Source organism: Streptomyces sp. NBC_00726 (assembly GCF_045161735.1).
In the GTDB taxonomy this organism is placed as follows: Bacteria; Actinomycetota; Actinomycetes; order Streptomycetales; family Streptomycetaceae; genus Streptomyces.
Genome location: NZ_CP108983.1, coordinates 5,190,118 through 5,213,054 on the forward strand (window position 1 = coordinate 5,190,118; position 22,937 = coordinate 5,213,054).

A 22,937-nucleotide genomic window follows, 5' to 3' on the forward strand; every position below is an offset into this window, starting at 1 on the left:
CGCTACTGGCCGGCGCGGGCCGCGCGGCTGATGGTGGCATCGATCAGTGCGAGGGCGTCCTCGGCGGTGCGTCCCGGGTAGCGATTCCAGGGACCGATCAGCCCGGTCCAGCCCTGGGAGCGGAGCTCCGCGATCAGCCAGGCCCCGGCCCGGTCGACCGTCTCCGCCGAGCCGTAGCCCAGGCGGTGCGCGGTGAGCATGGCACCACAGACACAGCGAGCGCCCCGGATATTGCGGAGCCGGTACGGGGTGTTCTGCCAGCCCCACTCGGTCAGGATCCGCCGGGCATGGGCGAGATGGACGGACGGCAGCACATCGGGCCGCCCGACGCGCCGCCACGCGTGGAGCCGGTCGGGCAGGATCGCACCGACGCGCCCGGGAAGCGGACGCTCGCGCGGCGCGGCGGCGGGCAGCGCCCGCACGCTGTCGGCGATCAGCCGGTCCACCGGCACGGAGAGCAGGGCACGCCAGTCGGCAGCGGGGGCCGGCGCGGCCGGGGCGCCGATCGCGGGACTCGGGGACTCGGGGGGCACCGGGGCGGTCAGGTCCCACCCGGTGACGATCTGGCGCCAGGCGTCCGTGTCATGGAGGCGCGCGGCTTGCGCGTCGAGTTCTTCGGGCGTGAGGGCGGTGGTCGGCATCGGCGCGTGCTCCCCGTCGTAGTCGGCGTACCGGCGCTCTGACGACGCCCCGGCGGACGGGCAGGCCCTCACCCGCCATGAGGCGAATGTCAGCCCGCCACCGGGGCCGCTCCACCTGAGCGACGCCATACGGGTGTGTCACGGGGCATTCCGGTGGCGCCCCACGGCTGAGACGCCCGCGCCGAGCGGTGAACGGCGCCGCGCGCCACGGGCTTGACGGGGCACCGGTGCCCGGCTCCTCGCGGGACTGGGCCCCGGCGGTCCCGCCGCGCGGAGCCGGGGCCGAGGGCCGGCGGTGACTGGTCCGGCGCCGGCACGGCTGCGCGGGCGTTGGTATGCCGCGTCTGTGGCGGCGTGCGTACTTCGGTGCGGCATACTCCGGGCCGTGTGGAACCGCGCCCCGCCCTGTGGCGGGCCGCTCGTCCGGCGCGGTGTTCTCGCCGCCGTGGAGCCGGACCGGGGTCCGTAGCGGTGAGCCGGTCCGGCATCGACACGGCTGCACCGGCGCCTGTGCGCCGTATCCGCACCCCTGTGCGGATCGCTCCGGGGCCGCGATTCCCCCCGGCCCTGCGGCGAGGCGTACCACCCCGCGCGGAGCCGGGCCGCGAGGTCGGGCGGCGAAGTCGGCGTCGGCCGTAACGGTGCCCGCGTGCCGCGTCTGCGTCCATGCGGAGCCGCGCTCGCGCCCGGTGATCCGACCTCCGCGCCCAGCGACGTGCCAGCGCCGCACCCGATATGGGGAGGTCCCAGCGCCCGCGCGCAGCCGTACTACCCGAGCCCCCGGCCGCTCCCGACCCCCGCGCCGCATCCGCTCCTCGTGCGGGCCGCCGCCTTCCTGATGGCGGGCGTGCTCCGGCGGACGGGGCCGATGAGCACCCTGGCCACCGCGAACGTCCGGGGAAACTCCACCCGGATGGCCTCCGTCGTCACCCCGCTCACCCTGCTCATTGGCATGACCTGCACGGTCCTCTTCCTCCAGCCGACCGTCGGCGACGCCGCGCGCGCCCAGGCCAGGGACGGCATCCGCGCCACCTGGGTGCTCGGCGCGCAGGGGCCGGGCGTTCCGTCGGCGGCCATGGAGGCGGTCCGCGCGACGCCCGGTGTCACCGCCGCCACTGAGGTCGTACGGACGACCGTGCGGGTGGGCCTGGAGAAGTACGCCGCACAGGGCGTCACCGGTCCGGGGCTCACCCGCACCTGGGACCCGGGCGTGACGAGCGGTTCCCTCGCCGCGTTCGCCGCAAACGAGCGGGCGGCCGCGATCAGCGAAACCGCCGCCGACCGGCTCGGGCTGCACGTCGGCAGCGGACTCGCCCTGCACCTCGGGGACGGCACCCCCACCACCCTCACCGTCGCCGCCGTCTACCGACGGGGCCTCGGCTTCGGAGACCTCACTCTGCCGCACGACCTGGTCGCACGGCACATGGACAACCCGCTCGCCGCGACGGTCCTGTTGGCCGGAGACGCGTCCGGGAGCGAACTGTCCGCCGCCGTGACGAAGTTCCCCGGTGTCGAGGTCGCCACACCGGCGGTCGCCGACCGCCTCCAGGCCGAGCGAGGGCAGGAGAACGCCGAGGTGAACCTCCTCGCCATGGGGCTGGTCCTCGCCTTCACCGCGATCGCCGTCGTCAACACGCTGGCCATGTCGGTGTCGGAACGGTTCAGGGAATTCGCCCTGCTGCGCCTCGCCGACGCTGCCCGGCCGGTTCGCGCTGCGGACCCGCCCGGTGGAGGTGGCCGCGGGCCGGTGACGAGGAGGGTGTGGGGGCGGCGCGGGCCGCCCCCACAGCTCACGGCTCGACCGGAAGGCCCGCCGCGCGCCACGCCTGGAAGCCGCCCACCAGGTCCGTCGCCCGGTGCAGACCGAGCCGGTGCAGCGATTCGGCCGCCAGGCTCGACGCGTAACCCTCGTTGCAGATCACCACCACCCGCAGGCCGTGGTCCACCGCCTCCGGGACACGGTGGCTCCCCCGCGGGTCCAGCCGCCATTCCAGCTCGTTGCGCTCGATGACCAGCGCCCCCGGGATCAGCCCGTCCCGCGCACGCAGCTCCGCGTAACGGATGTCCACGAGCAGGGCGCCCTCGGCGGCCGCCGCCCGCGCCTCCTGCGGGCCGAGCCGTTCGTAACCGGCCCTGATCCGCTCCAGCAGCTCATCGATCCCGAGAGGTTCGTCGCTCACTGCCAGTCCTCCGGTCCCTCGGTCTGCTCCAGGCGAAGCACCGCGCCGGTGCGGCTGTAACGCCGGATGCGCGGCAGCGGCGGGTAGTACGCGTGAACGGAGACGGCGTGCTCCGTGGCCGACTCGTTCAGCACCTCATGGACGTGATGGCGGCCGAAGGCCCTGCCCCGGCCGGGCGTCAGCTCCCGGGTGCGGTCGATGCCCTCGGCCAGCTCCAGGGTCTTCCAGCCGTCGGTGGGCAGCCGGGCCGCGAGGGAGTGCTCCCTGAGCGTGCCGGCCGCGGTGAGGAAGGCGCCGATCGAGTCGGCGTGGTCGTGCCAGCCGGTGCCGGCACCCGGCGGCCAGCCGATCAGCCATGCCTCGCTGCCACCCGGACCGTCGAGCCGGATCCAGGTTCGGCCCTCGGGATCGAGGGGAAGGGAGGCGATGAGTGCGGTGTCCCCGGCAGTGCGGCGGACGAAGTCGAGCAGTTCCGCGGCGGTCGGAGCCGGAGCGGACGTGCGCATGGGCACGGGGACAGAGGGGAAGGGAGAGGCAGACACGGAGACCGTCCTGAGAGTTCGCGCGGACGCCCCGCCGTACGGCACAGCGCACGGCGACGGCAGGTGAAGGCGATTCAGCAGGACGGGCGACACACGCAGCCCGCATAGCGGAGCAGGTCCATATGGACCCTCCGCCACAGGCGCACATCGGTGTCGGTCATGACCGGGAGTAGACCATGCGCGCCCGTGAGGGTCAATTGACGTCCGCGGTCCTGTCGGCACGCACCGACGTCCGGGCAGCACCGCCGCGCGCCGCGTCCGCCGCCGCGAACAGCTCGGCCGGACGCACTCCGCCGAACGCCTCCACGAGATGCCCGTCCGGCCTGACCAGCAGAACCGTGTGCGCGGACGCCCCCGGATAGCTCTCGGCCACCAGCAGTTCGGCCTTCACCGGCAGCCCCGCGACGGCCTCCGCAAGCCGGGGCATCACTCCGGCGCGCATCCAGTGGCGCCGGTCCCATACTCCGGTCCCGGGCGCCACCAGCACCACCAGCAACTGCCCCTGCCCCAGCCGCTCCCGCAGCCGCACCGGGGTGCCGTCGGGCGCGGTGACCCGCACATCGGCCACCGGCGCACCGGGGGGCGTGCCCACCGAGGCGTGCGCCTCGGTGCGCGCGGGCGCAAGGGGGGACAGGGCGTAGGAAGGGGGCGCACCGAGGGGGCCGCAGCCCAGATGCCCGTCCATCAGCAGCGTGTCGTGCCCCCGTGCGCTCCCCGGTACGAGCGTCCGCAAACCTCCGCCGCCCCGCAGTATCGGCAGCGACTGGTCGGCGGCACGCAGCCGTGCGGCGACGGCGGCCCGGCGTTCGGCCTGGTAGCTGTCGAGGAGCGCGTCGGACGCCCCGTGGTGCCAGGCCAGAGCCAGCTTCCAGGCCAGGTTTTCGGCGTCCCGCAGCCCCTCGTCGAGCCCCTGGGTGCCCAGGGCGCCCAGCAGATGGGCGGCGTCCCCGGCGAGGAAGGACCGCTTCACCCGCCAGCGACGGGCCAGCCGGTGGTGCAGCGTGTAGACCCCGGTGTCCAGCAGTTCGTACGGGGGTGTCTCGCCGCACCAGCCGGCCAGGGTGTCCCGGACCCGGGTGACCAGCGCGTCCGGCGTGACCAGTTCACCGCGCGCGGGCAGCAGCCAGTCCAGCCGCCACACGTCGTCGGGCAGCGGGCGCGCCGTGACCTCGGCGCCGCCGGTGCGCCAGGGCGGCGACCGGTGCAGCACGGCCTCACCGGGCCGGGGCAGCTCGGTGCGCAGTGCGGCCACGGCGTGCCGTTCCACCGCCGTGCGCCCGGGAAACCTGATGTCGAGGAGTTTGCGCACGGTGGACCGGGCCCCGTCGCAGCCGACCAGGTAACTCCCTCGCCACCAGGTCGATCCGGGCTCCCTGGTGTGCACGGTGACCCCGGCCGGGTCCTGCTCCAGTGCGTCGATCCGGCTGGGCCCGGCGGACCGCACCAGCTCCTGCGCGGCCACCGCGTCCCGCAGACCCCGCACGAGCGCGTGCTGGGGTACGTGGACGGGGGCGGCCGGTACAGCGCTGCCCGGGACCGGGTCCTCGCCGAGCGGCAGTTCGCGCACCGGCTGCCTGCGCCGCACCGAACGCCAGCCGGACCAGCGCAGTCCCTCGTCCCGTAGCGCCTTGCAGCCCAGACGTTCCAGGAAGGCTGCGGTGTCCTCGCGCAGCACGACCGTACGGGCAGGGCGTGTCTCGTCGTTGTCGGGGTCCTCGTCGAGCAGCACGGACGGCACGCCCTGCGCGGCGAGGGCCAGCGAGAGCGCCAGGCCGACCGGCCCGGCACCGACGACGATCACCGGGTCCACGGCGCGTCCCCCGTCGGAAGCGCGGTGAAACGCAACGGTCCGGTGAAACGGAACGGAAGGTGCGTGGGCGTCGAAGGGGGTGCTGCGGCGTCGGGGACTCGGTGCGCGATCACAGAACGTATGCAACCTACTGCCGGTGCTTGCGTCAAGCGACGCCGGAACGCGGCGAGGGGCGGTGGCAGGTGTGCCACCGCCCCTCCCGGACGTCGTACGACGAGCCGTCAGACGGCGCGTCCGTCGTCCACGTTGAGCGACGGCGCACCGATCGTCTCCAGCTCGCCCCCCGGGCCGGTGCCGACGACCGCGCCCGTGCTCTTCTTCCCGCGCCTGAGCCACCGCTCCAGCCAGCTCGCGAAGGACGTCAGGGCGAAGTTCAGCGCGAGGTAGACCACGGCGACGATCGTGAAGCACGCGATGGTGTTCGACCCGTAGTTCGCGGACATCGGCCGGACCGAGGCCAGCAGCTCCGGGTAGCTGAGCACGGCGCCGCCGAGCGCGGTGTCCTTCACGATCACCACGAGCTGGCTGACGATGGCCGGCAGCATCGCGGTGACCGCCTGCGGCAGCAGCACGAAGACCATCGTCTGCCCCTTGCGCATACCGATCGCCTTGGCCGCGTCCGTCTGCCCGCGGGGGAGCGTCAGGATGCCCGCTCGTACGATCTCGGCGAGCACCGAGGCGTTGTAGAGCACCAGGCCCGTCACGACGGCGTACAGCAGTCGTGTGTCCGGTTCGAGGTCGGTGTACTCGGAGTACGCCTGGTTGGCGATGATCATCAGGAGCAGTACGGGGATGGCGCGGAAGAACTCCACGATCACCCCGCCCGGAACGCGCACCCAGCGGTGGTCCGAGAGCCGCCCGATCCCGAACAGCGCGCCCAGCGGCAGCGCGATGATCAGCGAGTAGAACGCCGCCTTGATCGTGTTCTGGAAGCCCGGCCAGATGAACGTCTGCCACGCCTGGGTGTCGGCGAAGAACGGCTTCCACTTGACCCAGTCGAGCTGGTGCTTCTCGGCGAGGCCGTCGTACACCCACCACAGCACCGCTGCGGCGGCCAGCACGAAGAGCACGGTGTACAGGATGTTGCGCCGCTTGGCGCGGGGCCCCTGCGCGTCGTAGAGGACGGAACTCATCGCTTCACCGCCACCTTCTTGGCCACCCATCCGAGGATGAGACCGGTCGGGAGGGTCAGGATGATGAAGCCGAGAGCGAAGACGCCGGAGATCAGCAGCAACTGTGCCTCGTTCTCGATCATTTCCTTCATGAGGTACGAGGCTTCGGCCACGCCGATCGCCGCTGCGACGGTGGTGTTCTTCGTCAGCGCGATGAGCACGTTGGACAGCGGGTTGACCACCGAGCGGAACGCCTGCGGGAGCACGATCAGCCGCAGTGCCTGAGTGAAGCTGAGCCCGAGTGCCCGGGCCGCTTCCGCCTGGCCGACCGGCACCGTGTTGATACCCGAACGCAGGGCCTCGCACACGAACGACGCGGTGTAGACGACGAAGGCGAGCACCGCGAGCCGGAAGTTGACGCCCTTGATGTCGGAGGAGCCGAGGGCGATGCCGAGCGTTGAATACAGGCCCAGCGAGGCGAACAGAATGATCACGGTCAGCGGAATGTTCCGGATCACGTTCACATAGACGGTCGCGAAACCGCGCATCAGGGGGACCGGGCTGACCCTCATGCCGGCCAGCAGCGTTCCCCATATGAGGGAGCCGAGGGCGGAGAACACGGTGAGCTTCACCGTGACCCAGAAGGCCCCCAACAGGTCATAACCATCAAGAAAGTCGAACACGATCTCCCGCGCTTCCGCGTGTAGGAGGGCGCGGCGCGCCGCCGTTCAGCGGCGGCGCGCCCGGTCAGCCCTGCTTCACTTGACGACATTGCCGATCTTCGGGGCGGGCTCGTTCTTGTAGCCGGCAGGACCGAAGTTCGCGTCCACGGCCTTCTGCCACGAGCCGTCCGAGACCATCTTGGTCAGCGCGTCGTTGATCTTCTTCTTGAGGTCGGCGTCGCCCTTCTTCAGGCCGATGCCGTAGTTCTCGTTGGTCATCTTGAAGCCGGCCAGCTTGAACTTGCCCTTGTTGGCCTCCTGCGAGGCGTAGCCGGCGAGGATGCTGTCGTCCGTGGTCAGCGCGTCGACGGCGCCGTTCTCAAGACCGGTCAGGCACTCCGAGTAGCCGCCGTACTCCTGCAGATCCGCCTTCGGGGCCAGCGTGTCGTGGATGTTCTGCGCCGAGGTCGAACCGGCGACCGAGCAGAGCTTCTTGTTGTTGAGGTCCTCGGGCTTCTTGATCTTGTTCTCGTCCGCGCGGACCAGGATGTCCTGGTGGGCGAGCAGGTACGGACCGGCGAAGTCGACCTTCTTCAGACGCTCGTCGTTGATCGAGTAGGAGGCAACGATGAACTTGACGTCACCGCGCGAGATCGCCGTCTCGCGGTCGGCGCTCTTCGTCTCCTTGAACTCGATGTTCTTGGCGTCGTAGCCGAGCTCCTTGGCGACGTACGTGGCGACGTCGACGTCGAAGCCGGTGAACTTGCCGTCCGGCGTCTTCAGACCGATACCCGGCTGGTCGATCTTGATGCCGATGGTGATCTTCTTGCCGCCACCCGAACCGGCCGAGTCGTCCTTGTCGTCGGAACCACAGGCGGTGGCGGTGAGGGCGAGGGCGAGCACGGCGGCCGAGGCGGCGGTGACCTTACGAAGCTGCATGGTGAAATTCCCTAGAGTTGACGCGAAGTGAGTGATCAGCGGATACCGGAGCCGGTACGGCGGGCTCCGTCAGTGGTGAAGGATCTTCGACAGGAAGTCCTTGGCCCGGTCACTGCGCGGGTTGCTGAAGAACTGGTCGGGCGTGGCCTCTTCGACGATCTTCCCGTCCGCCATGAAGACGACCCGGTTCGCCGCCGAGCGCGCGAAGCCCATCTCGTGGGTGACGACGACCATCGTCATGCCCTCCCGGGCGAGCTGCTGCATGACCTCAAGGACCTCGTTGATCATCTCCGGGTCGAGCGCCGAGGTCGGCTCGTCGAAGAGCATGACCTTCGGGTCCATCGCCAGGGCCCGGGCGATCGCGACACGCTGCTGCTGCCCGCCGGAGAGCTGGGAGGGGTACTTGTCCGCCTGCGTACCGACGCCCACCCGGTCGAGCAGCGAACGCGCCTTGTCCTCGGCCGCCTTCTTGTCCGTCTTGCGGACCTTCAGCTGCCCGAGCATCACGTTCTCGAGGACCGTCTTGTGGGCGAAGAGATTGAACGACTGGAAGACCATGCCGACGTCGGCACGCAGCCGCGCCAGCTCCCTGCCCTCCGCGGGCAGCGGCTTCCCGTCGATCGTGATCGCGCCCGAGTCGATCGTCTCCAAGCGGTTGATCGTGCGGCACAGCGTGGACTTGCCGGACCCGGACGGCCCGATGACGACCACGACCTCGCCGCGGGCGATCGTCAGGTCGATGTCCTGGAGCACATGCAGCGCGCCGAAGTGCTTGTTGACGTTGCTCAGCACAACCAGATCGCCGGCGGGCGCGGGTGCAGCGTCCTCGGCGCCCTTGGTCACTGAAACTCCGCTCATCGGCTTCTTGCTCCGTCCTCCTCGGTTGGGAAGGACCCTAGTGACGCAGTGCTACGAACGTCATTACATCTGAGCGGAAATTGAGCATAACGATCCGGCGGCAACCGGACACTCCGCGTGAACGGGACGTCACGCCGGTCGTATCGGCCGTACCGGGTGCATAACAGAAACCCGGATACAACGGGCAGGCCCTTGACTGTCCACCGCGCATCGGCGTGGATTCCCTGGTACACCCCTACGTGAAACACCCCGGAACGGGGAAGTGACCGGGGGCGTACGCGACCGTACGGACCGGCCGCCGACACACGCCACTGCCAGAGGGGGGCCATGAGACTGCTGCTCGTCGAGGACGACAACCATGTCGCCGCCGCCCTGTCCGCGATCCTCGCCCGCCACGGCTTCCAGGTGGTCCACGCCCGCACCGGCGACGAGGCCCTGCAAGCGCTCCTGCCCACCGACACCGAGCCCTTCGGCGTCGTGCTCCTCGACCTCGGCCTTCCCGACCAGGACGGCAACGAGGTGTGCGGCAAGATCCGCAAACGCAGTTCCGTGCCGGTGATCATGGTCACCGCCCGTGCCGACGTACGCTCCCGCATCCACGGACTCAACCTCGGCGCCGACGACTACGTGACCAAGCCGTACGACACCGGGGAGCTGCTGGCCCGTATCCACGCCGTCAGCCGGCGAAACGCGAGCAACGAGGACACCCTCTCCACGCCCGTCGCGGCGCTGCGCCTGGGCCACGTCAGCATCGAACTGCCCACCCGCCGGGTCAGCGTAGACGGCACGGAGGTGCAGCTCACCCGCAAGGAGTTCGACCTGCTCGCGCTGCTCGCCCAGCGGCCCGGAGTGGTCTTCCGCCGCGAACAGATCATCAGTGAGGTGTGGCGCACCAGCTGGGAGGGAACGGGCCGCACGCTGGAGGTGCACGTCGCCTCGCTCCGGTCCAAGCTGCGGCTGCCCGCCCTGATCGAGACGGTACGCGGAGTCGGCTACCGCCTCGTCTCCCCGTCCGCGTAAAGGCGTACGTCCCCGGTGCGTACCCGGCTGCTCCCGCTGCTCATCGTCCTGATGGCGAGTGTCCTGCTCGCCCTCGGCTTCCCGCTCGCCGTCAGCGTGGCCGCCGCCGAACAGCAGCGCGTCGTGATCGACCGCATCGACGACACGGCACGCTTCGCCGCACTCGCCCAGTTCATCACCGAGCGCACCAGCGGCTACGACGAACGGCGCCGTACCCTCCAGACCGAGCTGGAAACGTACAACTCGGTGTACGGAATCCGCGCAGGTGTCTTCTACCGCGACGACTCCGCCATGGCGAAGGCCCCCGACGCGTGGCGGCTGCCCGTCGAGGGGGAGGGGCGCGCCGCGTTCAACGAAGCGCTGCTCGGCCGCCGCAGCCACGACCCGCCCCAGGTCTGGCCCTGGCAGAACGGCCGGGTGGTCGTCGCCTCACCCGTCGTACGCGACGGAGACGTCATCGCCGTCGTGGTCATCGACTCGCCCACCGGCCAGATGCGCGGCGACACGATCCGCGGCTGGCTGCTGATCGCGGCGGGTGAGGCGGTCGCGATGCTGGTCGCCGTCGGCGCCGCGATCCGGCTCACCGGCTGGGTCCTGCGGCCCGTCAGAACCCTGGACGTCGCGGCCCACGACATCGCCAGCGGCCGGATGCGCTCCCGGGTCGCCGCATCCGGCGGGCCCCCGGAACTCAGACGGCTGGCCCGCTCGTTCAACGAGATGGCCGACAACGTCGAGGACGTGCTGGAGCAGCAGCGCGCCTTCGTCGCCGACGCCTCCCACCAGCTGCGCAACCCGCTGGCCGCCCTGCTGCTGCGCATCGAACTGCTCGCCCTCGAACTGCCGGAGGGCAACGAGGAGATCGCCTCCGTGCGTACCGAGGGCCGCCGGCTCGGCCAAGTCCTGGACGACCTCCTCGATCTCGCGCTCGCCGAGCACGCCGAGAGCGACCTCCGGCTCACGGACATCGGCGCCCTCACCGCGGAACGGGTCGCGTCCTGGCGGCCGGTGGCCGAGGAGAAGGGCGTACGGCTCCGAGCCGACGGACCGCCCGCCGTCACGGCCTGGGCGGACCCCATCGCCCTGTCCAGCGCGCTCGACGCCATCATCGACAACGCCCTCAAATTCACGCCCGCCGACGAGGAGGTCCGCGTCACCGTCGCCTCCGGCGGCCAGGACGTCACGGTGGCCGTCGCGGACGGCGGCCCCGGCCTCACCGACCAGGAGCTGGAACGCGTCGGCGACCGCTTCTGGCGCAGCTCCCAGCACCAGAACATCCAGGGCTCGGGCCTCGGCCTCTCCATCTCCCAGGCGCTCCTCGCGGCGGGCGGCGGCTCACTCTCGTACGCGCGCAAGGAACCGTACGGGCTCAGCGTCACGGTCTCCGTGCCGCGCCACGACCCCAAGGGCTGAGAGCTACGGCTTGACCGAGCGGTAGTAGCGCTTCGCCCCTTCGTGCAGCGGGAGCGGATCGGTGTAGATGGCCGTCCGCAGGTCCACCAGCTGCGCCGCGTGCACCTCGCGCCCGATGCGGTCGCGGCTGTCGATCACGGTACGGGTGAACGCCTCGGTCATCGCCGCGTCCGTGCGGTCCGTGGTGACCAGCACATTGGCGACCGCCACCGTGGGCACGGCCTGGCCCTGCTGCGCGTTGCGGTACGCGTCGGCGGGCATCACGGCCGACCGGTAGTAACGGGTGGAACCGCCCGCCGCCTGGAGCTGCTTGATCAGCGAATCCTCCAGCGGGACCAGCCGGACCGGGAAGCGGTCCGACAGATCGGCCACCGCCGTCGTGGGCAGCCCGCCCGACCAGAAGAACGCGTCGATCCTGCCCTCCTCCAGCAACTTCGGCATCGTGTCGATGCCCACCGGCAACGGCGTCACATCGTTGACCGGATCGAGCCCGGCGGCCGTCATCAGCCGGTCCGCGACCAGCTTCACCCCGGACCCCGCCTGCCCCACCGCGACCGTGCGGCCACGCAGATCCGCCACCTTGTCGATGTCCGAGCCCCGCTTCACGACCAGCTGTATGTAGTCGTCGTACAGCCGGACACAGCCGCGCAGCCGCTCGAAGCCGGGCTTGCGGGCGCGCAGATAGGTGGCGACGGCATCGGTGGTGGCGATGGTGAAGTCCGCCTCGCCCGCCGCGACCCTGGCCAGGTTCTGCTGCGAACCCTCGCTCGTCTGGAGATTTATCGACACATCGGGCATATCCTTGGCCAGTGCCCCCTTCAGCCGCTCCCCGTAGCGCTGATAGACGCCGCTGCGCACCCCCGTACTGAAGGACAGGGTGCCGGTGGGCGCCGGGTCGCCGAGCGGGAGCAGCCACCAGAGCAGCAGTCCGAGCACGACGGCGAGGGCGGCGCCCGCCCGCAGGGAGCGACGCCGGCCGATTCGGGACAGGGCCGGGAGCATGGCGGCGATCCTGCCAGGTCGTTCCCGGCCGTGGCCAGGGGCGTCGTCGGATCGCCCGCCCGAGGCGGAGAGAGCCCGGACACCACCTACCCTTGTCACATGAGCAGCGGCAACCGGAGCGAAGCAGTGGACGTCAGAAAAAGCTATGAGGTGCGCACCTACGGGTGCCAGATGAACGTCCACGACTCCGAGCGCTTGTCGGGGCTCCTGGAGGACGCCGGCTACGTGCGCGCGCCCGAGGGCTCCGACGGCGACGCCGACGTCGTCGTCTTCAACACCTGCGCGGTCCGTGAGAACGCGGACAACAAGCTCTACGGCAATCTCGGCCGGCTCGCCCCGATGAAGACCAAGCGCCCCGGTATGCAGATCGCCGTCGGCGGCTGCCTCGCCCAGAAGGACCGGGACACCATCGTCCAGCGGGCACCCTGGGTCGACGTCGTCTTCGGTACGCACAACATCGGCAAGCTGCCCGTACTGCTGGAGCGCGCCCGCGTCCAGGAGGAGGCGCAGGTCGAGATCGCCGAATCCCTGGAAGCCTTCCCGTCCACGCTGCCCACCCGCCGCGAGTCCGTGTACGCCGCCTGGGTCTCCATCTCCGTGGGCTGCAACAACACCTGCACGTTCTGCATCGTTCCGGCCCTGCGCGGGAAGGAGAAGGACCGCCGCACCGGCGACATCCTCGCCGAGATCGAGGCCCTGGTCGCCGAGGGCGTCTCCGAGATCACCCTGCTCGGCCAGAACGTCAACGCGTACGGCTCCGACATCGGCGACCGCGAGGCGTTCTCCAAGCTGCTGCGCGCCTGCGGGAAGATCGAGGGCCTGGAGCGCGTTCGCTTCACCTCGCCGCACCCGCGCGACTTCACCGACGACGTCATCGCCGCCATGGCCGAGACGCCGAACGTGATGCCGCAGCTGCACATGCCGATGCAGTCCGGTTCGGACCGGGTCCTGAAGGCGATGCGCCGCTCCTACCGGCAGGAACGCTTCCTCGGGATCATTGAGAAGGTGCGGGCCGCGATGCCCGACGCCGCGATCTCCACCGACATCATCGTCGGCTTCCCCGGCGAGACCGAGGAGGACTTCGAGCAGACGATGCACGCGGTCCGCGAGGCGCGCTTCGCGAACGCCTTCACCTTCCAGTACTCCAAGCGGCCCGGCACCCCCGCCGCCGACATGGACGGCCAGATCCCCAAGGAGGTCGTCCAGGAGCGCTACATGCGCCTCTCCGCCCTCCAGGAGGACATCTCCTGGGCGGAGAACAAGAAGCAGGTCGGCCGCACCCTGGACGTCATGGTCGCCGAGGGCGAGGGCCGCAAGGACGGCGCCACCCACCGGCTGTCCGGCCGCGCCCCCGACAACCGCCTGGTCCACTTCACCAAGCCGGACCAGGACGTCCGCCCCGGTGACGTGGTGACCGTCGAGATCAGCTACGCCGCCCCGCACCACCTGCTCGCCGAGGGCACCCCGGTCGCCGTGCGCCGGACCCGTTCCGGCGACGCCTGGGAGAAGCGGAACGCCGCCGCGGCCGCCAAGCCGGCCGGCGTCATGCTGGGCCTGCCGGGCATCGGAGCCCCGGCACCCCTGCCCGCGGCTGCGGCCCCGGGCTGCGGCTGCGACTGAGGCCCCGGGCTGCGGCGGCTGCGGTCTGAGCCCCCCGGGCTGCGGCTGCGACCGAGGTACGGCGCAGTACGCTGCCGACCATGCTTGTCGCCGCCGCTGTCTGCCCCTGTCCGCCGCTGCTCGTCCCCGACGTGGCCGCCGGTGCCGCACCCGAACTGGACGACGCCAGGACGGCGTGCACCGACGCCCTGGGCGTCCTCGCCGCCTCCCGGCCCGACCTGCTCGTGGTGATCGGCCCGGCCGGGCCCGACGGGCGCGGCACCCATCCAGAGGGCGCCGCCGGCGGTTTCCGGGAATTCGGCGTCGATCTGGAGGTTCGGCTCGGCCGGGACCGGGGAACGCGTGACGCCCGCCCTCTCCCACCCTCGCTCGCGGTGGGCGCCTGGCTCCTCGCCCGTACGGGATGGGCCGACGCCCCCGTCGAGGGCCTGGGCGTCGGCGAGCCGCTGGAGACCGCGCGCTGCACGGAGACCGGGCGGGAGCTGGCCCGCCGGGCGGACCGGGTCGCCCTGCTGGTGATGGGCGACGGCAGCGCCTGCCGCACGGTGAAGGCCCCGGGCTATCTGGACGAGCGCGCGGCAGTGTTCGACGCGGAGGCCGCGCGGGCCCTGGGCGCCGCCGACCCGGAGGCACTGGCCGCACTGGACGAGGCACTCGCGTACGAGCTGAAGGCCGCGGGGCGTGCGCCCTGGCAGGTGCTGGCGGGCGCGGCCGAGGGGGCGGGCCTGGGCGGCCGGCTGCTGTACGAGGACGCGCCGTACGGCGTGGGCTACCTGGTCGCCACCTGGTCCTGACGACCGGCGGAACGTGTGGAGGGCCCCGGAGCGAGCGTCGCTCCGGGGCCCTCCACACGTTCCGCCGTCAGGCCGCCGACGGGGGCGAGGGCGGCGTGCCGCCGTCCTTGTTCGCCAGCTTGTCCACCGCGTCCTTGGCCTTCTGCCGGCCCGTCACGATCTTGTCGCTGTACTTGCCCTTGGTCTTCTCGTCCACCGTCCGGGCCGCCTTCTCAAGCCCTTGGCCGATCTTGTCCCCGTGCTGCTGCGCGAGGTCGCTGACCTTCTCCTTCGCCGGGGCCAGCTTCGCCTTCACATTGTCCATGAAGCCCATCGGGCACCTTCTCCGCTCGGGAACTGTGAGAAATAACCCATATGTACAACCACTGTACGGGGAAGGCCGCACTGTCGCGTCACCTTCCCTGCCCGGGCTTCCCTCATTCGGGATACGCGGCGCAGGTTTGAGGGAGACTGAGCCGGTGACAAGCTCAGCTCCCGCACCTCGGGTCATCACCGTCGTCGGTCCCACCGCAGCAGGAAAATCCGACCTGGGCGTGTACCTCGCCCAGCAGCTCGGCGGCGAAGTGATCAACGCCGACTCCATGCAGCTCTACCGGGGGATGGACATCGGCACCGCCAAGCTGACGCTCGCCGAGCGCGCCGCCGTACCGCACCGGCTGCTGGACATCTGGGACGTCACCGAGGCCGCCAGCGTCGCCGAGTACCAGCGCCTCGCCCGCGCCGAGATCGACCGGCTCCTCGCCGAGGACCGCACCCCGATCCTGGTCGGCGGCTCCGGCCTGTACGTGAAGGGCGCGATCGACGCCCTGGAGTTCCCCGGCACGGACCCCGGCGTCCGGGCCGCGCTGGAGGCGGAGCTGGACGAGCACGGCTCCGGAGCACTGCACGCACGGCTGGCCGCCGCCGACCCCGAGGCCGGCCGCGCGATCCTCCCGAGCAACGGCCGCCGCATCGTCCGCGCCCTGGAGGTCATCGAGATCACCGGCAAGCCGTTCACCGCGAACCTCCCCGGCGACGACGCGGTCTACGACGCCGTCCAGATCGGCGTCGACGTGGAACGCCCCGAACTCGACGAGCGCATCGCCCTGCGCGTCGACCGCATGTGGGACGCGGGCCTCGTGGACGAGGTGCGCGCCCTGGAGGTGGAAGGACTGCGCGAAGGGCGTACCGCCTCGCGGGCCCTCGGCTACCAGCAGGTGCTGTCCGCGCTCGCCGGCGAGTGCACCGAGGACCAGGCGCGCGCCGAGACCGTGCGCGCCACCAAACGCTTCGCGCGCCGTCAGGACTCCTGGTTCCGCCGCGACCCGCGCGTCCAATGGCTCAGCGGCGCCGTGGAGCACCGCGGGGAACTCCCCAGCCAGGCGCTGGCGTTGGTCGAACGAGCGGTTACAGCCTGATCACGTGATGGCATCGGGACGCTCCGCCCGTCATTTCGGCGACCGCGGCCGTGCCATCATCGAGCATCGATCGACTGGAGTCCGAGTTGGGAGGGCGCGTGGCGATGGAGGCCGGCCCTCGCGACACGGAACAAGACGCACCGGAACACGGCGCACCGGACGCCGGGCGTGAGGCGGACAGCCTCAGCCCGGACGGACCGGACGAGCTCGAAGTGACCCCCGAGGTCGAGGTCGAGCTGCGGCCCGCCCGCCGGCTGCGCATCTGGCAGCTCGCGCCCATCGTCATGCTCGCCGCGGTGGGCTCACTGATGTTCGCCTTCCCGCTGGCCTTCGAATTCGGCGACGGCGGCGCGGTCGTCGCCATGCTGGGCCTGCTGATCAGCTGCTGCGCCGCCGGATGGTCCATGATGGCCGCCCGCCGCGTCGGCTACGCCTGGCCCGGGCTGCCCTCCAGAGGCTCGTCGCAGCGCGCGGACTGGCGTGTGATCGCGCTCTACGCCGGGGTCTGCGCCGTGCTCGTCGCGCTCGCCGTCTGGCGCGTGGCGCGGCTGCGCTGACTTCCGCGCGGCGGACCGTTTCCCGGCTGTCGGCGCCGCCTCGTACAGTTGTCCCGTGACCACCTCGCAGATCGCCTTCCTCAAGGGCCACGGCACCGAGAACGACTTCGTGATCGTTCCCGACCCGGACAACGCCCTCGACCTGCCCGCCTCCGTCGTCGCCCGGCTCTGCGACCGCCGCGCGGGCATCGGCGGCGACGGCCTGCTGCACGTCGTGCGCTCCGCCGCGCACCCCGAGGCGAAGGCGATGGCCGAGGACGCCGAGTGGTTCATGGACTACCGGAACTCCGACGGCTCGGTCGCCGAGATGTGCGGCAACGGCGTGCGGGTCTTCGCCCGCTACCTCCAGCGCGCCGGCCTGATCGAGCCGGGCGACCTCGCGGTCGCCACCCGGGGCGGCGTCAAGAAGGTCCACCTCGCCAAGAACGGCGACGTCACCGTCTCCATGGGGCGCGCCCTGCTCCCCGCCGACGGCGTCACCGTCACCGTCGGAGACCGGGCCTGGGACGCCCGCAACGTCAACATGGGCAACCCCCACGCCGTCGCCTTCGTGGACGACCTGGTCCACGCCGGCGATCTGCTCACCGAGCCGTCCTTCGCCCCGGCCGCCGTCTACCCCGAGGGCGTCAACATCGAGTTCGTCGTGGACCGGGGCCCCCGCCACGTCGCCATGCGGGTCCACGAGCGCGGCTCCGGCGAGACCCGCTCCTGCGGCACCGGCGCCTGCGCGGTGGCCGTCGCGGCCGCCCGCCGGGACCAGGCCGACCCCGCGCGGACCGGCGAGCCCGTCACGTACACCGTCGACCTCCCCGGCGGCAGCCTCGCCATCACGGAGCACCCGGACGGCGGGATCGACATGACCGGGGCGGCCGTCATCGTCGCCGAGGGCGTGATCGATCCGGCCTGGCTCGAAACGCCGAACGAGTAACGCTTCGCTCGAATGGGTGATCCGTTTCACGCTGGGCGAGAGCGGGACTCCGCCACGTGGTGGGCTCGGTAGCATCAAGCACCGGCCCGGAGGCGCGCCACGCCTCCCCACCGCCGGTCGACGTCGCCGGAGGTGCCCCCATGAGTGCAGAGGCCACCAGCCCAGGTGCCCCCATCCGCAGGCGGGGCCGTCCCCGGATCGACCTCCGCAGGCTCGGCAGAGCCGCGCTCTTCGGTCCGGTCTCCCGTGACCGGCTCCCCGACGCCATCGCGCATGTCGCCGAGGTGCACCGGGTCCACCATCCCGACGCCGACCTCGCGGTCCTGCAACGCGCCTATGTGCTCGCCGAGAGCTCGCACCGGGGGCAGATGCGCAAGAGCGGTGAGCCCTTCATCACCCACCCGCTCGCCGTCACCCTCATCCTCGCCGAGCTGGGCGCCGAGACGACCACACTGACCGCCTCCCTGCTCCACGACACCGTCGAGGACACCGAGGTGACCCTCGACCAGGTGCGGGAGGAGTTCGGCGAGGAGGTCTGCTACCTCGTGGACGGCGTCACCAAACTCGAAAAGGTCGACTACGGGGCCGCCGCCGAACCCGAGACCTTCCGCAAGATGCTCGTCGCCACCGGGGACGACGTCCGCGTCATGTCGATCAAGCTCGCCGACCGGCTGCACAACATGCGCACCCTCGGCGTGATGCGCCCCGAGAAGCAGGCCAGGATCGCCAAGGTCACCCGCGACGTGCTGATCCCCCTCGCCGAACGGCTCGGCGTCCAGGCGCTCAAGACCGAGCTGGAGGACCTGGTCTTCGCCATCCTCCACCCCGAGGAGTACGCCCGCACCGACGCGCTGATCACCGAGGCGGCCGACGGCCCCGACCCGCTCGGCGCCACCGCCGGGAACGTGGCCTCCGTGCTCCGCGAGGCCGGCATCCCCGCTGAGGTCCAGGTCAGGCCCCGGCACTTCGTCTCCGTCCACCGCGTCCGCATCAAACGCGGCGAACTGCGCGGCAGCGACTTCGGACGGGTCCTGGTGCTCGTCGGTGAGGACGCCGACTGCTACGCGGTCCTCGGTGAGCTGCACACCTGCTTCACCCCGGTGATCTCCGAGTTCAAGGACTTCATCGCCGCCCCCAAATTCAACCTGTACCAGTCGCTGCACACCGCGGTCGTCGGCCCGGACGGCGAGGTCGCCGAGATCCTCATCCGCACGCACCGCATGCACAAGGTCGCCGAGGCCGGCGTCGTCGCCCTCGGCAATCCGTACGCCTCCGAGGGCGCCCCCCAGACCGCCGAACCGGCCGACGGCGAACGCGCCGACCCCACCCGCCCCGGCTGGCTCTCCCGCCTCCTCCAGTGGCAGCAGTCCGCGCCCGACCCCGACACCTTCTGGACCACCCTGCGCGCCGACCTCGCCCAGGACCGCGAGATCACCGTCTTCCGCACGGACGGCGGCACGCTCGGCCTGCCCGCCGGCGCCAGCTGCGTCGACGCGGCCTACGCCCAGCACGGCGACGCCGCCCACGCCTGTATCGGAGCCCGGGTGAACGGCCGGCTGGCCACACTGAGCACCGTGCTCAAGGACGGCGACACCGTGCAGCCGCTGCTGGCCGAGGACGCCGCCTCCGGCCCCTCGCCGGACTGGCTCGACCACACGCGCACCCCCGCCGCCCGCATCGCCATCACCGGCTGGCTCGACGCCCACCCGCAGCCTGCGGAGACCGGCCGGCCCGGCATGCAGGCCGACCCCGGCCCGCAGCCCGTTCCGCCCCCGGCGCCCCGGACCGCCCGCGCCCGCACCGCGACCGCAGTGACCGAGCGGCCGGACGCCGTGGTCCGGCTCGCCGGCTGCTGCACGCCCGTGCCCCCCGACGAGGTCACCGGCATCCCCGTACGCGGCGGTGCCGCAGTCACCGTGCACCGGCTGGAGTGCCCCGCCGTGGCCCGCATGGAGGCGGTCGGGCGGACACCGGTCGCGGTGAGCTGGGGCGAGGAGCAGGCGTGCCGGGTGACCCTGGTCGCTGAATCGTTCGGCCGCCCCCGGCTGCTCGCCGACCTCACCGAGGCGATCGCGGGCGCCGACGCCGCGGTGATCTCCGCGACCGTCGAGCCGCCGAGCGAACAGCGCGTACGGCACACCTACACGCTGCGGCTCCCGGACGCGGCCGGTCTGCCCGCGCTGATGCGCGCCATGCGCGAGGTGCCCGGCGTGTACGACGTGAGCCGCGCCCAGCATCCGGCCGGGGCGCTCTGAGGCACCGGACCGGCAAACCGCGTTCTCATTCGGGTGGCGCGGCGCGCGCCGCGCCCGTCCGGCGGGGCGGCGCTGATAGCCGTAGTCCATGCCGTTCCTCTCCCGCCGCTCGCGGGCCGCCGTGCTGGCCGCCGCTTCGGCTGCCCTCGTTGCCGCCACCCTGCCCGCCGACCCGGTGCCCCTCGGCATCGGCGACCCGCTCTTCCCGCACCTCGGCAACCCCGGCTACGACGTGCTCGCGTACGACATCGGCCTCACCTACAAGGGCCGCAACGACGAGCCACTGGACGCCGTCACCACCATCGACGCACGGACCACCGAGCCGCTGGACCGGATCAACCTCGACTTCACCCGGGGCACCGTGCGCTCCGTCGCCGTCAACGGGCTGCGCGCCGGCTTCGAGACCGCGGGCGAGGACCTCGTCGTACGGCCGGCGGGCCGCATCCCGGCCGGAGTGCCCCTGCGGATCACCGTCCGCCACACCAGCGACCCCACCGGCGAACAGGACGACGGCGGCTGGGTGCGCACCGCCGACGGGCTCGCCATGGCCAACCAGGCGGACGCGGGACACCGGGTCTTCCCCAGCAACGACCACCCCGCCGACAAGGCGTACTTCACCTTCCGCGTCACCGCGCCCAACGACCTGACCGTAGTCGCCAACGGCCTGCCCACCGGCCGCCGCCGCACCGGCTCCAACACCACCTGGACCTACCGCACCCAGCACCCGATGGCGACCGAACTGGCCCAGGTCAGCATCGGCGGCTCGACCGTCGTGCGGCGCACCGGACCGCACGGACTGCCGGTGCGCGACGTCGTACCGACCGCCGACCGGGACCGGGTGGAAACCTGGCTCAAGAAGACCCCGGACCAGCTGGAGTGGATGGAGCGGCAGGTCGGCCGCTACCCATTCGAGAACTACGGAATCCTCGTCGCCGACACCGAGACCGGATTCGAGCTGGAGACCCAGACCCTGTCCCTCTTCGAGAAGCGCCTGTTCACCGACACGCGCTTCCCCGCGTGGTACGTCGAGTCGGTCATGGTCCACGAACTGGCCCACCAGTGGTTCGGCGACAGCGTCTCCCCGGAGTCCTGGTCCGACCTCTGGCTGAACGAGGGGCACGCCACCTGGTACGAGGCGCGGTACACCGAGGACCACATGGACGCCCCGCTGGAGGCGCGCATGCGGAACGCGTACATCCGCTCGGACACCTGGCGCGCCGCCGGAGGGCCGCCCGCCCGGCCCGCCGCCCCGAAGCCCGGCCAGAAGATCAGCCTGTTCCGGCCCGTCGTCTACGACGGCAGCGCCCTCGTCCTGTACGCGCTGCGCCAGGAGATCGGGCACGACGCCTTCGGCCGGCTGGAACGGCTCTGGGTCCACAAGCACCGCGACTCCAACGCCGCCACGGCCGACTTCGTCCGGCTCGCCTCACAGGTGGCCGGACGCGACCTGACCGCCTTCTTCGACGGCTGGCTGTACGGGACGAAGACACCGCCCATGCCGGGGCACCCGGACTGGCGGAGCACCGCGCCGGCCGCCTCGTAAACCAGGGTGACGGCCCGCGCCGGCCGTGCCACTATCGACGGGTCGCCGAGGCGGCCGGAGCGGCGGAATTCCCCCTCGGGAATCTTCCGCACAGGTCACGCGTTGTGACTGATGCAACCACTTCTATCGACGTAAGGATCCAATGACCTCCTCTTCTTCCCTTCCCCAGGACGCGCACAACGCGCAGAGTGCCACGGAGAACGCGACCGAGAGCCTCACCGAGGGCCTGCGGGCCGACGCCCTGATGGAAGAGGACGTCGCCTGGAGCTTCGAGATCGACGGAGAGCGGGACGGCGAGCAGCTGGACCGCTCGGAGCGTGCCGCGCTGCGACGCGTGGCCGGCCTCTCCACCGAGCTTGAGGACGTCACCGAGGTCGAGTACCGACAGCTGCGCCTGGAGCGCGTGGTGCTCGTCGGCGTCTGGACCTCGGGCACCGTGCAGGACGCGGAGAATTCGCTCGCCGAGCTGGCGGCCCTCGCCGAGACGGCGGGCGCCCAGGTGCTCGACGCCGTCTTCCAGCGCCGGGACAAGCCCGACCCGGCCACGTACATCGGTTCCGGCAAGGCGCTCCAGCTGCGTGACCTCGTCGTGGAGACCGGGGCCGACACCGTCGTCTGCGACGGTGAGCTGTCCCCGGGCCAGCTGATCCACCTCGAAGACGTCGTCAAGGTCAAGGTGGTCGACCGGACCGCCCTGATCCTCGACATCTTCGCCCAGCACGCCAAGTCCCGGGAGGGCAAGGCGCAGGTCTCCCTGGCGCAGATGCAGTACATGCTGCCCAGGCTCCGTGGCTGGGGTCAGTCGCTGTCCCGTCAGATGGGCGGTGGCGGCACCAGCGGCGGTGGCGGCATGGCGACCCGTGGTCCCGGTGAGACCAAGATCGAGACCGACCGGCGCCGGATCCGCGAGAAGATGGCGAAGATGCGCCGGGAGATCGCGGAGATGAAGACCGGCCGCGACCTCAAGCGCCAGGAACGCCGGCGCAACAAGGTGCCCTCGGTCGCCATCGCCGGCTACACCAACGCCGGCAAGTCCTCGCTGCTCAACCGCCTGACCGGAGCGGGTGTGCTGGTGGAGAACGCCCTGTTCGCCACCCTCGACCCGACCGTGCGCCGGGCCGAGACGCCGAGCGGCCGGGGCTACACGCTGGCCGACACCGTCGGTTTCGTACGGCATCTGCCGCACCACCTGGTCGAGGCGTTCCGCTCCACCATGGAGGAGGTCGGCGACTCCGATCTCATCCTGCATGTGGTGGACGGCGCGCACCCGGTGCCGGAGGAGCAGCTGGCCGCGGTGCGCGAGGTGATCCGCGAGGTCGGCGCGACGGACGTGCCCGAGATCGTCGTGATCAACAAGGCGGACGCGGCGGACCCGCTGGTCCTCCAGCGCCTCCTGCGCAACGAGAAGCACGCCATCGCGGTCTCCGCCCGCACCGGAGCCGGCATCGACGAGCTGCTCGCGCTGATCGACAGCGAGCTGCCCCGTCCGTCGGTCGCGGTCGAGGCACTCGTGCCGTACACCCGGGGCGGACTCGTCTCCCGGGTGCACGCCGAGGGCGAAGTGGTCTCCGAGGAGCACACCTCGGAGGGCACGCTGATCAGGGCGCGGGTCAACGAGGAGCTGGCCGCCGAGCTCGCCTCGTTCATCCCCGCCGTGCACTGAGCCG

General features: G+C 71.6%; 21 protein-coding genes and 1 pseudogene. 11 read left to right on the top strand and 11 right to left on the bottom strand.

Annotation, left to right across the window (positions count from 1 at the left end):
- Positions 1-2: 2 nt before the first annotated feature.
- Positions 3-641 (bottom strand): hypothetical protein, encoded by a 639-nt coding sequence (locus tag OG338_RS23305; protein WP_405939162.1) that lies wholly within the window; start codon positions 639-641, stop codon positions 3-5.
- An 808-nt stretch (positions 642-1,449) separates the two neighbouring features.
- On the opposite strand from OG338_RS23305, the pseudogene OG338_RS23310 reads away from it, so the two are divergent.
- Positions 1,450-2,343, top strand: a pseudogene (locus OG338_RS23310) (ABC transporter permease); the annotation flags it as partial.
- Between the two features lie 88 nt (positions 2,344-2,431).
- Here the strand turns inward: OG338_RS23310 and OG338_RS23315 are convergent.
- The 8 genes from OG338_RS23315 to OG338_RS23350 all read right to left on the bottom strand — a co-directional run bounded on the left by OG338_RS23315 (position 2,432) and on the right by OG338_RS23350 (position 8,744).
- Entirely contained in the window at positions 2,432-2,821 is a 390-nt protein-coding gene (locus tag OG338_RS23315) for a rhodanese-like domain-containing protein (protein ID WP_405939163.1), read from the bottom strand.
- Entirely contained in the window at positions 2,818-3,327 is a 510-nt protein-coding gene (locus OG338_RS23320) for a cysteine dioxygenase (protein WP_405940509.1), read from the bottom strand. Before OG338_RS23320 ends, OG338_RS23315 begins: the two co-directional genes overlap by 4 nt.
- A gap of 110 nt (positions 3,328-3,437) precedes the next feature.
- The gene (locus tag OG338_RS23325; protein WP_311307652.1) at positions 3,438-3,524 is read right to left on the bottom strand and encodes a putative leader peptide; all 87 of its coding nucleotides are present in this window, start codon (positions 3,522-3,524) and stop codon (positions 3,438-3,440) included.
- 32 nt (positions 3,525-3,556) lie between these two features.
- Entirely contained in the window at positions 3,557-5,173 is a 1,617-nt protein-coding gene (locus OG338_RS23330) for an FAD-dependent monooxygenase (RefSeq protein ID WP_405939164.1), read from the bottom strand.
- A 221-nt stretch (positions 5,174-5,394) separates the two neighbouring features.
- Positions 5,395-6,306, bottom strand: coding sequence for an amino acid ABC transporter permease (locus tag OG338_RS23335; protein ID WP_405939165.1), 912 nt, complete (start codon positions 6,304-6,306; stop codon positions 5,395-5,397).
- Positions 6,303-6,968, bottom strand: a complete 666-nt coding sequence (locus OG338_RS23340) for an amino acid ABC transporter permease (protein WP_405939166.1) — start codon at positions 6,966-6,968, stop codon at positions 6,303-6,305. The genes OG338_RS23335 and OG338_RS23340 overlap by 4 nt, the downstream gene beginning before the upstream one ends.
- A 75-nt stretch (positions 6,969-7,043) precedes the next feature.
- Positions 7,044-7,886 (bottom strand): glutamate ABC transporter substrate-binding protein, encoded by an 843-nt coding sequence (locus tag OG338_RS23345; protein ID WP_405939167.1) that lies wholly within the window; start codon positions 7,884-7,886, stop codon positions 7,044-7,046.
- Positions 7,887-7,955: 69 nt separating this feature from the next.
- Positions 7,956-8,744: an amino acid ABC transporter ATP-binding protein gene (locus OG338_RS23350; RefSeq protein ID WP_405939168.1), complete on the bottom strand. Its 789-nt coding sequence runs from the start codon at positions 8,742-8,744 to the stop codon at positions 7,956-7,958.
- 327 nt (positions 8,745-9,071) lie between these two features.
- Here OG338_RS23350 and OG338_RS23355 point away from each other — a divergent pair, with 327 nt between their 5' ends.
- Both OG338_RS23355 and OG338_RS23360 read left to right on the top strand, forming a co-directional pair.
- Positions 9,072-9,764 carry a response regulator transcription factor gene (locus tag OG338_RS23355; RefSeq protein WP_405939169.1) on the top strand — a complete coding sequence of 231 codons (693 nt, stop codon included), beginning with the start codon at positions 9,072-9,074 and terminating at the stop codon, positions 9,762-9,764.
- A 15-nt stretch (positions 9,765-9,779) separates the two neighbouring features.
- A complete protein-coding gene (locus OG338_RS23360) occupies positions 9,780-11,174 on the top strand; it encodes a sensor histidine kinase (RefSeq protein ID WP_405939170.1) in 1,395 nt (464 codons plus the stop codon).
- A 3-nt stretch (positions 11,175-11,177) separates the two neighbouring features.
- Here the strand turns inward: OG338_RS23360 and OG338_RS23365 are convergent, their stop codons facing one another.
- Positions 11,178-12,176, bottom strand: a complete 999-nt coding sequence (locus tag OG338_RS23365; protein ID WP_405939171.1) for a TAXI family TRAP transporter solute-binding subunit — start codon at positions 12,174-12,176, stop codon at positions 11,178-11,180.
- A gap of 99 nt (positions 12,177-12,275) precedes the next feature.
- Between OG338_RS23365 and miaB the strand changes: the two genes are divergently transcribed.
- Positions 12,276-13,796 (top strand): tRNA (N6-isopentenyl adenosine(37)-C2)-methylthiotransferase MiaB, encoded by a 1,521-nt coding sequence (miaB, locus tag OG338_RS23370; RefSeq protein WP_405939172.1) that lies wholly within the window; start codon positions 12,276-12,278, stop codon positions 13,794-13,796.
- Between the two features lie 80 nt (positions 13,797-13,876).
- The gene (locus OG338_RS23375) at positions 13,877-14,590 is read left to right on the top strand and encodes a class III extradiol dioxygenase subunit B-like domain-containing protein (protein WP_405939173.1); all 714 of its coding nucleotides are present in this window, start codon (positions 13,877-13,879) and stop codon (positions 14,588-14,590) included.
- Between the two features lie 67 nt (positions 14,591-14,657).
- On the opposite strand, the gene OG338_RS23380 is transcribed toward OG338_RS23375, so the two are convergent.
- Positions 14,658-14,903, bottom strand: a complete 246-nt coding sequence (locus tag OG338_RS23380; protein ID WP_405939174.1) for an antitoxin — start codon at positions 14,901-14,903, stop codon at positions 14,658-14,660.
- A 145-nt stretch (positions 14,904-15,048) separates the two neighbouring features.
- On the opposite strand from OG338_RS23380, the gene miaA reads away from it, so the two are divergent.
- From miaA to hflX, 6 genes are all read left to right on the top strand, one after another.
- Positions 15,049-15,987, top strand: a complete 939-nt coding sequence (gene miaA, locus OG338_RS23385) for a tRNA (adenosine(37)-N6)-dimethylallyltransferase MiaA (protein WP_405939175.1) — start codon at positions 15,049-15,051, stop codon at positions 15,985-15,987.
- A 104-nt stretch (positions 15,988-16,091) separates the two neighbouring features.
- A complete protein-coding gene (locus tag OG338_RS23390; RefSeq protein ID WP_405940510.1) occupies positions 16,092-16,544 on the top strand; it encodes a hypothetical protein in 453 nt (150 codons plus the stop codon).
- Positions 16,545-16,599: 55 nt separating this feature from the next.
- Positions 16,600-17,472, top strand: a complete 873-nt coding sequence (gene dapF / locus OG338_RS23395; RefSeq protein ID WP_405939176.1) for a diaminopimelate epimerase — start codon at positions 16,600-16,602, stop codon at positions 17,470-17,472.
- A 140-nt stretch (positions 17,473-17,612) separates the two neighbouring features.
- Entirely contained in the window at positions 17,613-19,727 is a 2,115-nt protein-coding gene (locus tag OG338_RS23400) for a RelA/SpoT family protein (protein ID WP_405939177.1), read from the top strand.
- 88 nt (positions 19,728-19,815) lie between these two features.
- A complete protein-coding gene (locus OG338_RS23405; protein ID WP_405939178.1) occupies positions 19,816-21,270 on the top strand; it encodes a M1 family metallopeptidase in 1,455 nt (484 codons plus the stop codon).
- 142 nt (positions 21,271-21,412) lie between these two features.
- On the top strand, positions 21,413-22,933 hold the full coding sequence (hflX, locus tag OG338_RS23410) for a GTPase HflX (protein ID WP_405939179.1): 1,521 nt from the start codon (positions 21,413-21,415) through the stop codon (positions 22,931-22,933).
- The last annotated feature ends 4 nt before the right edge of the window (positions 22,934-22,937 follow it).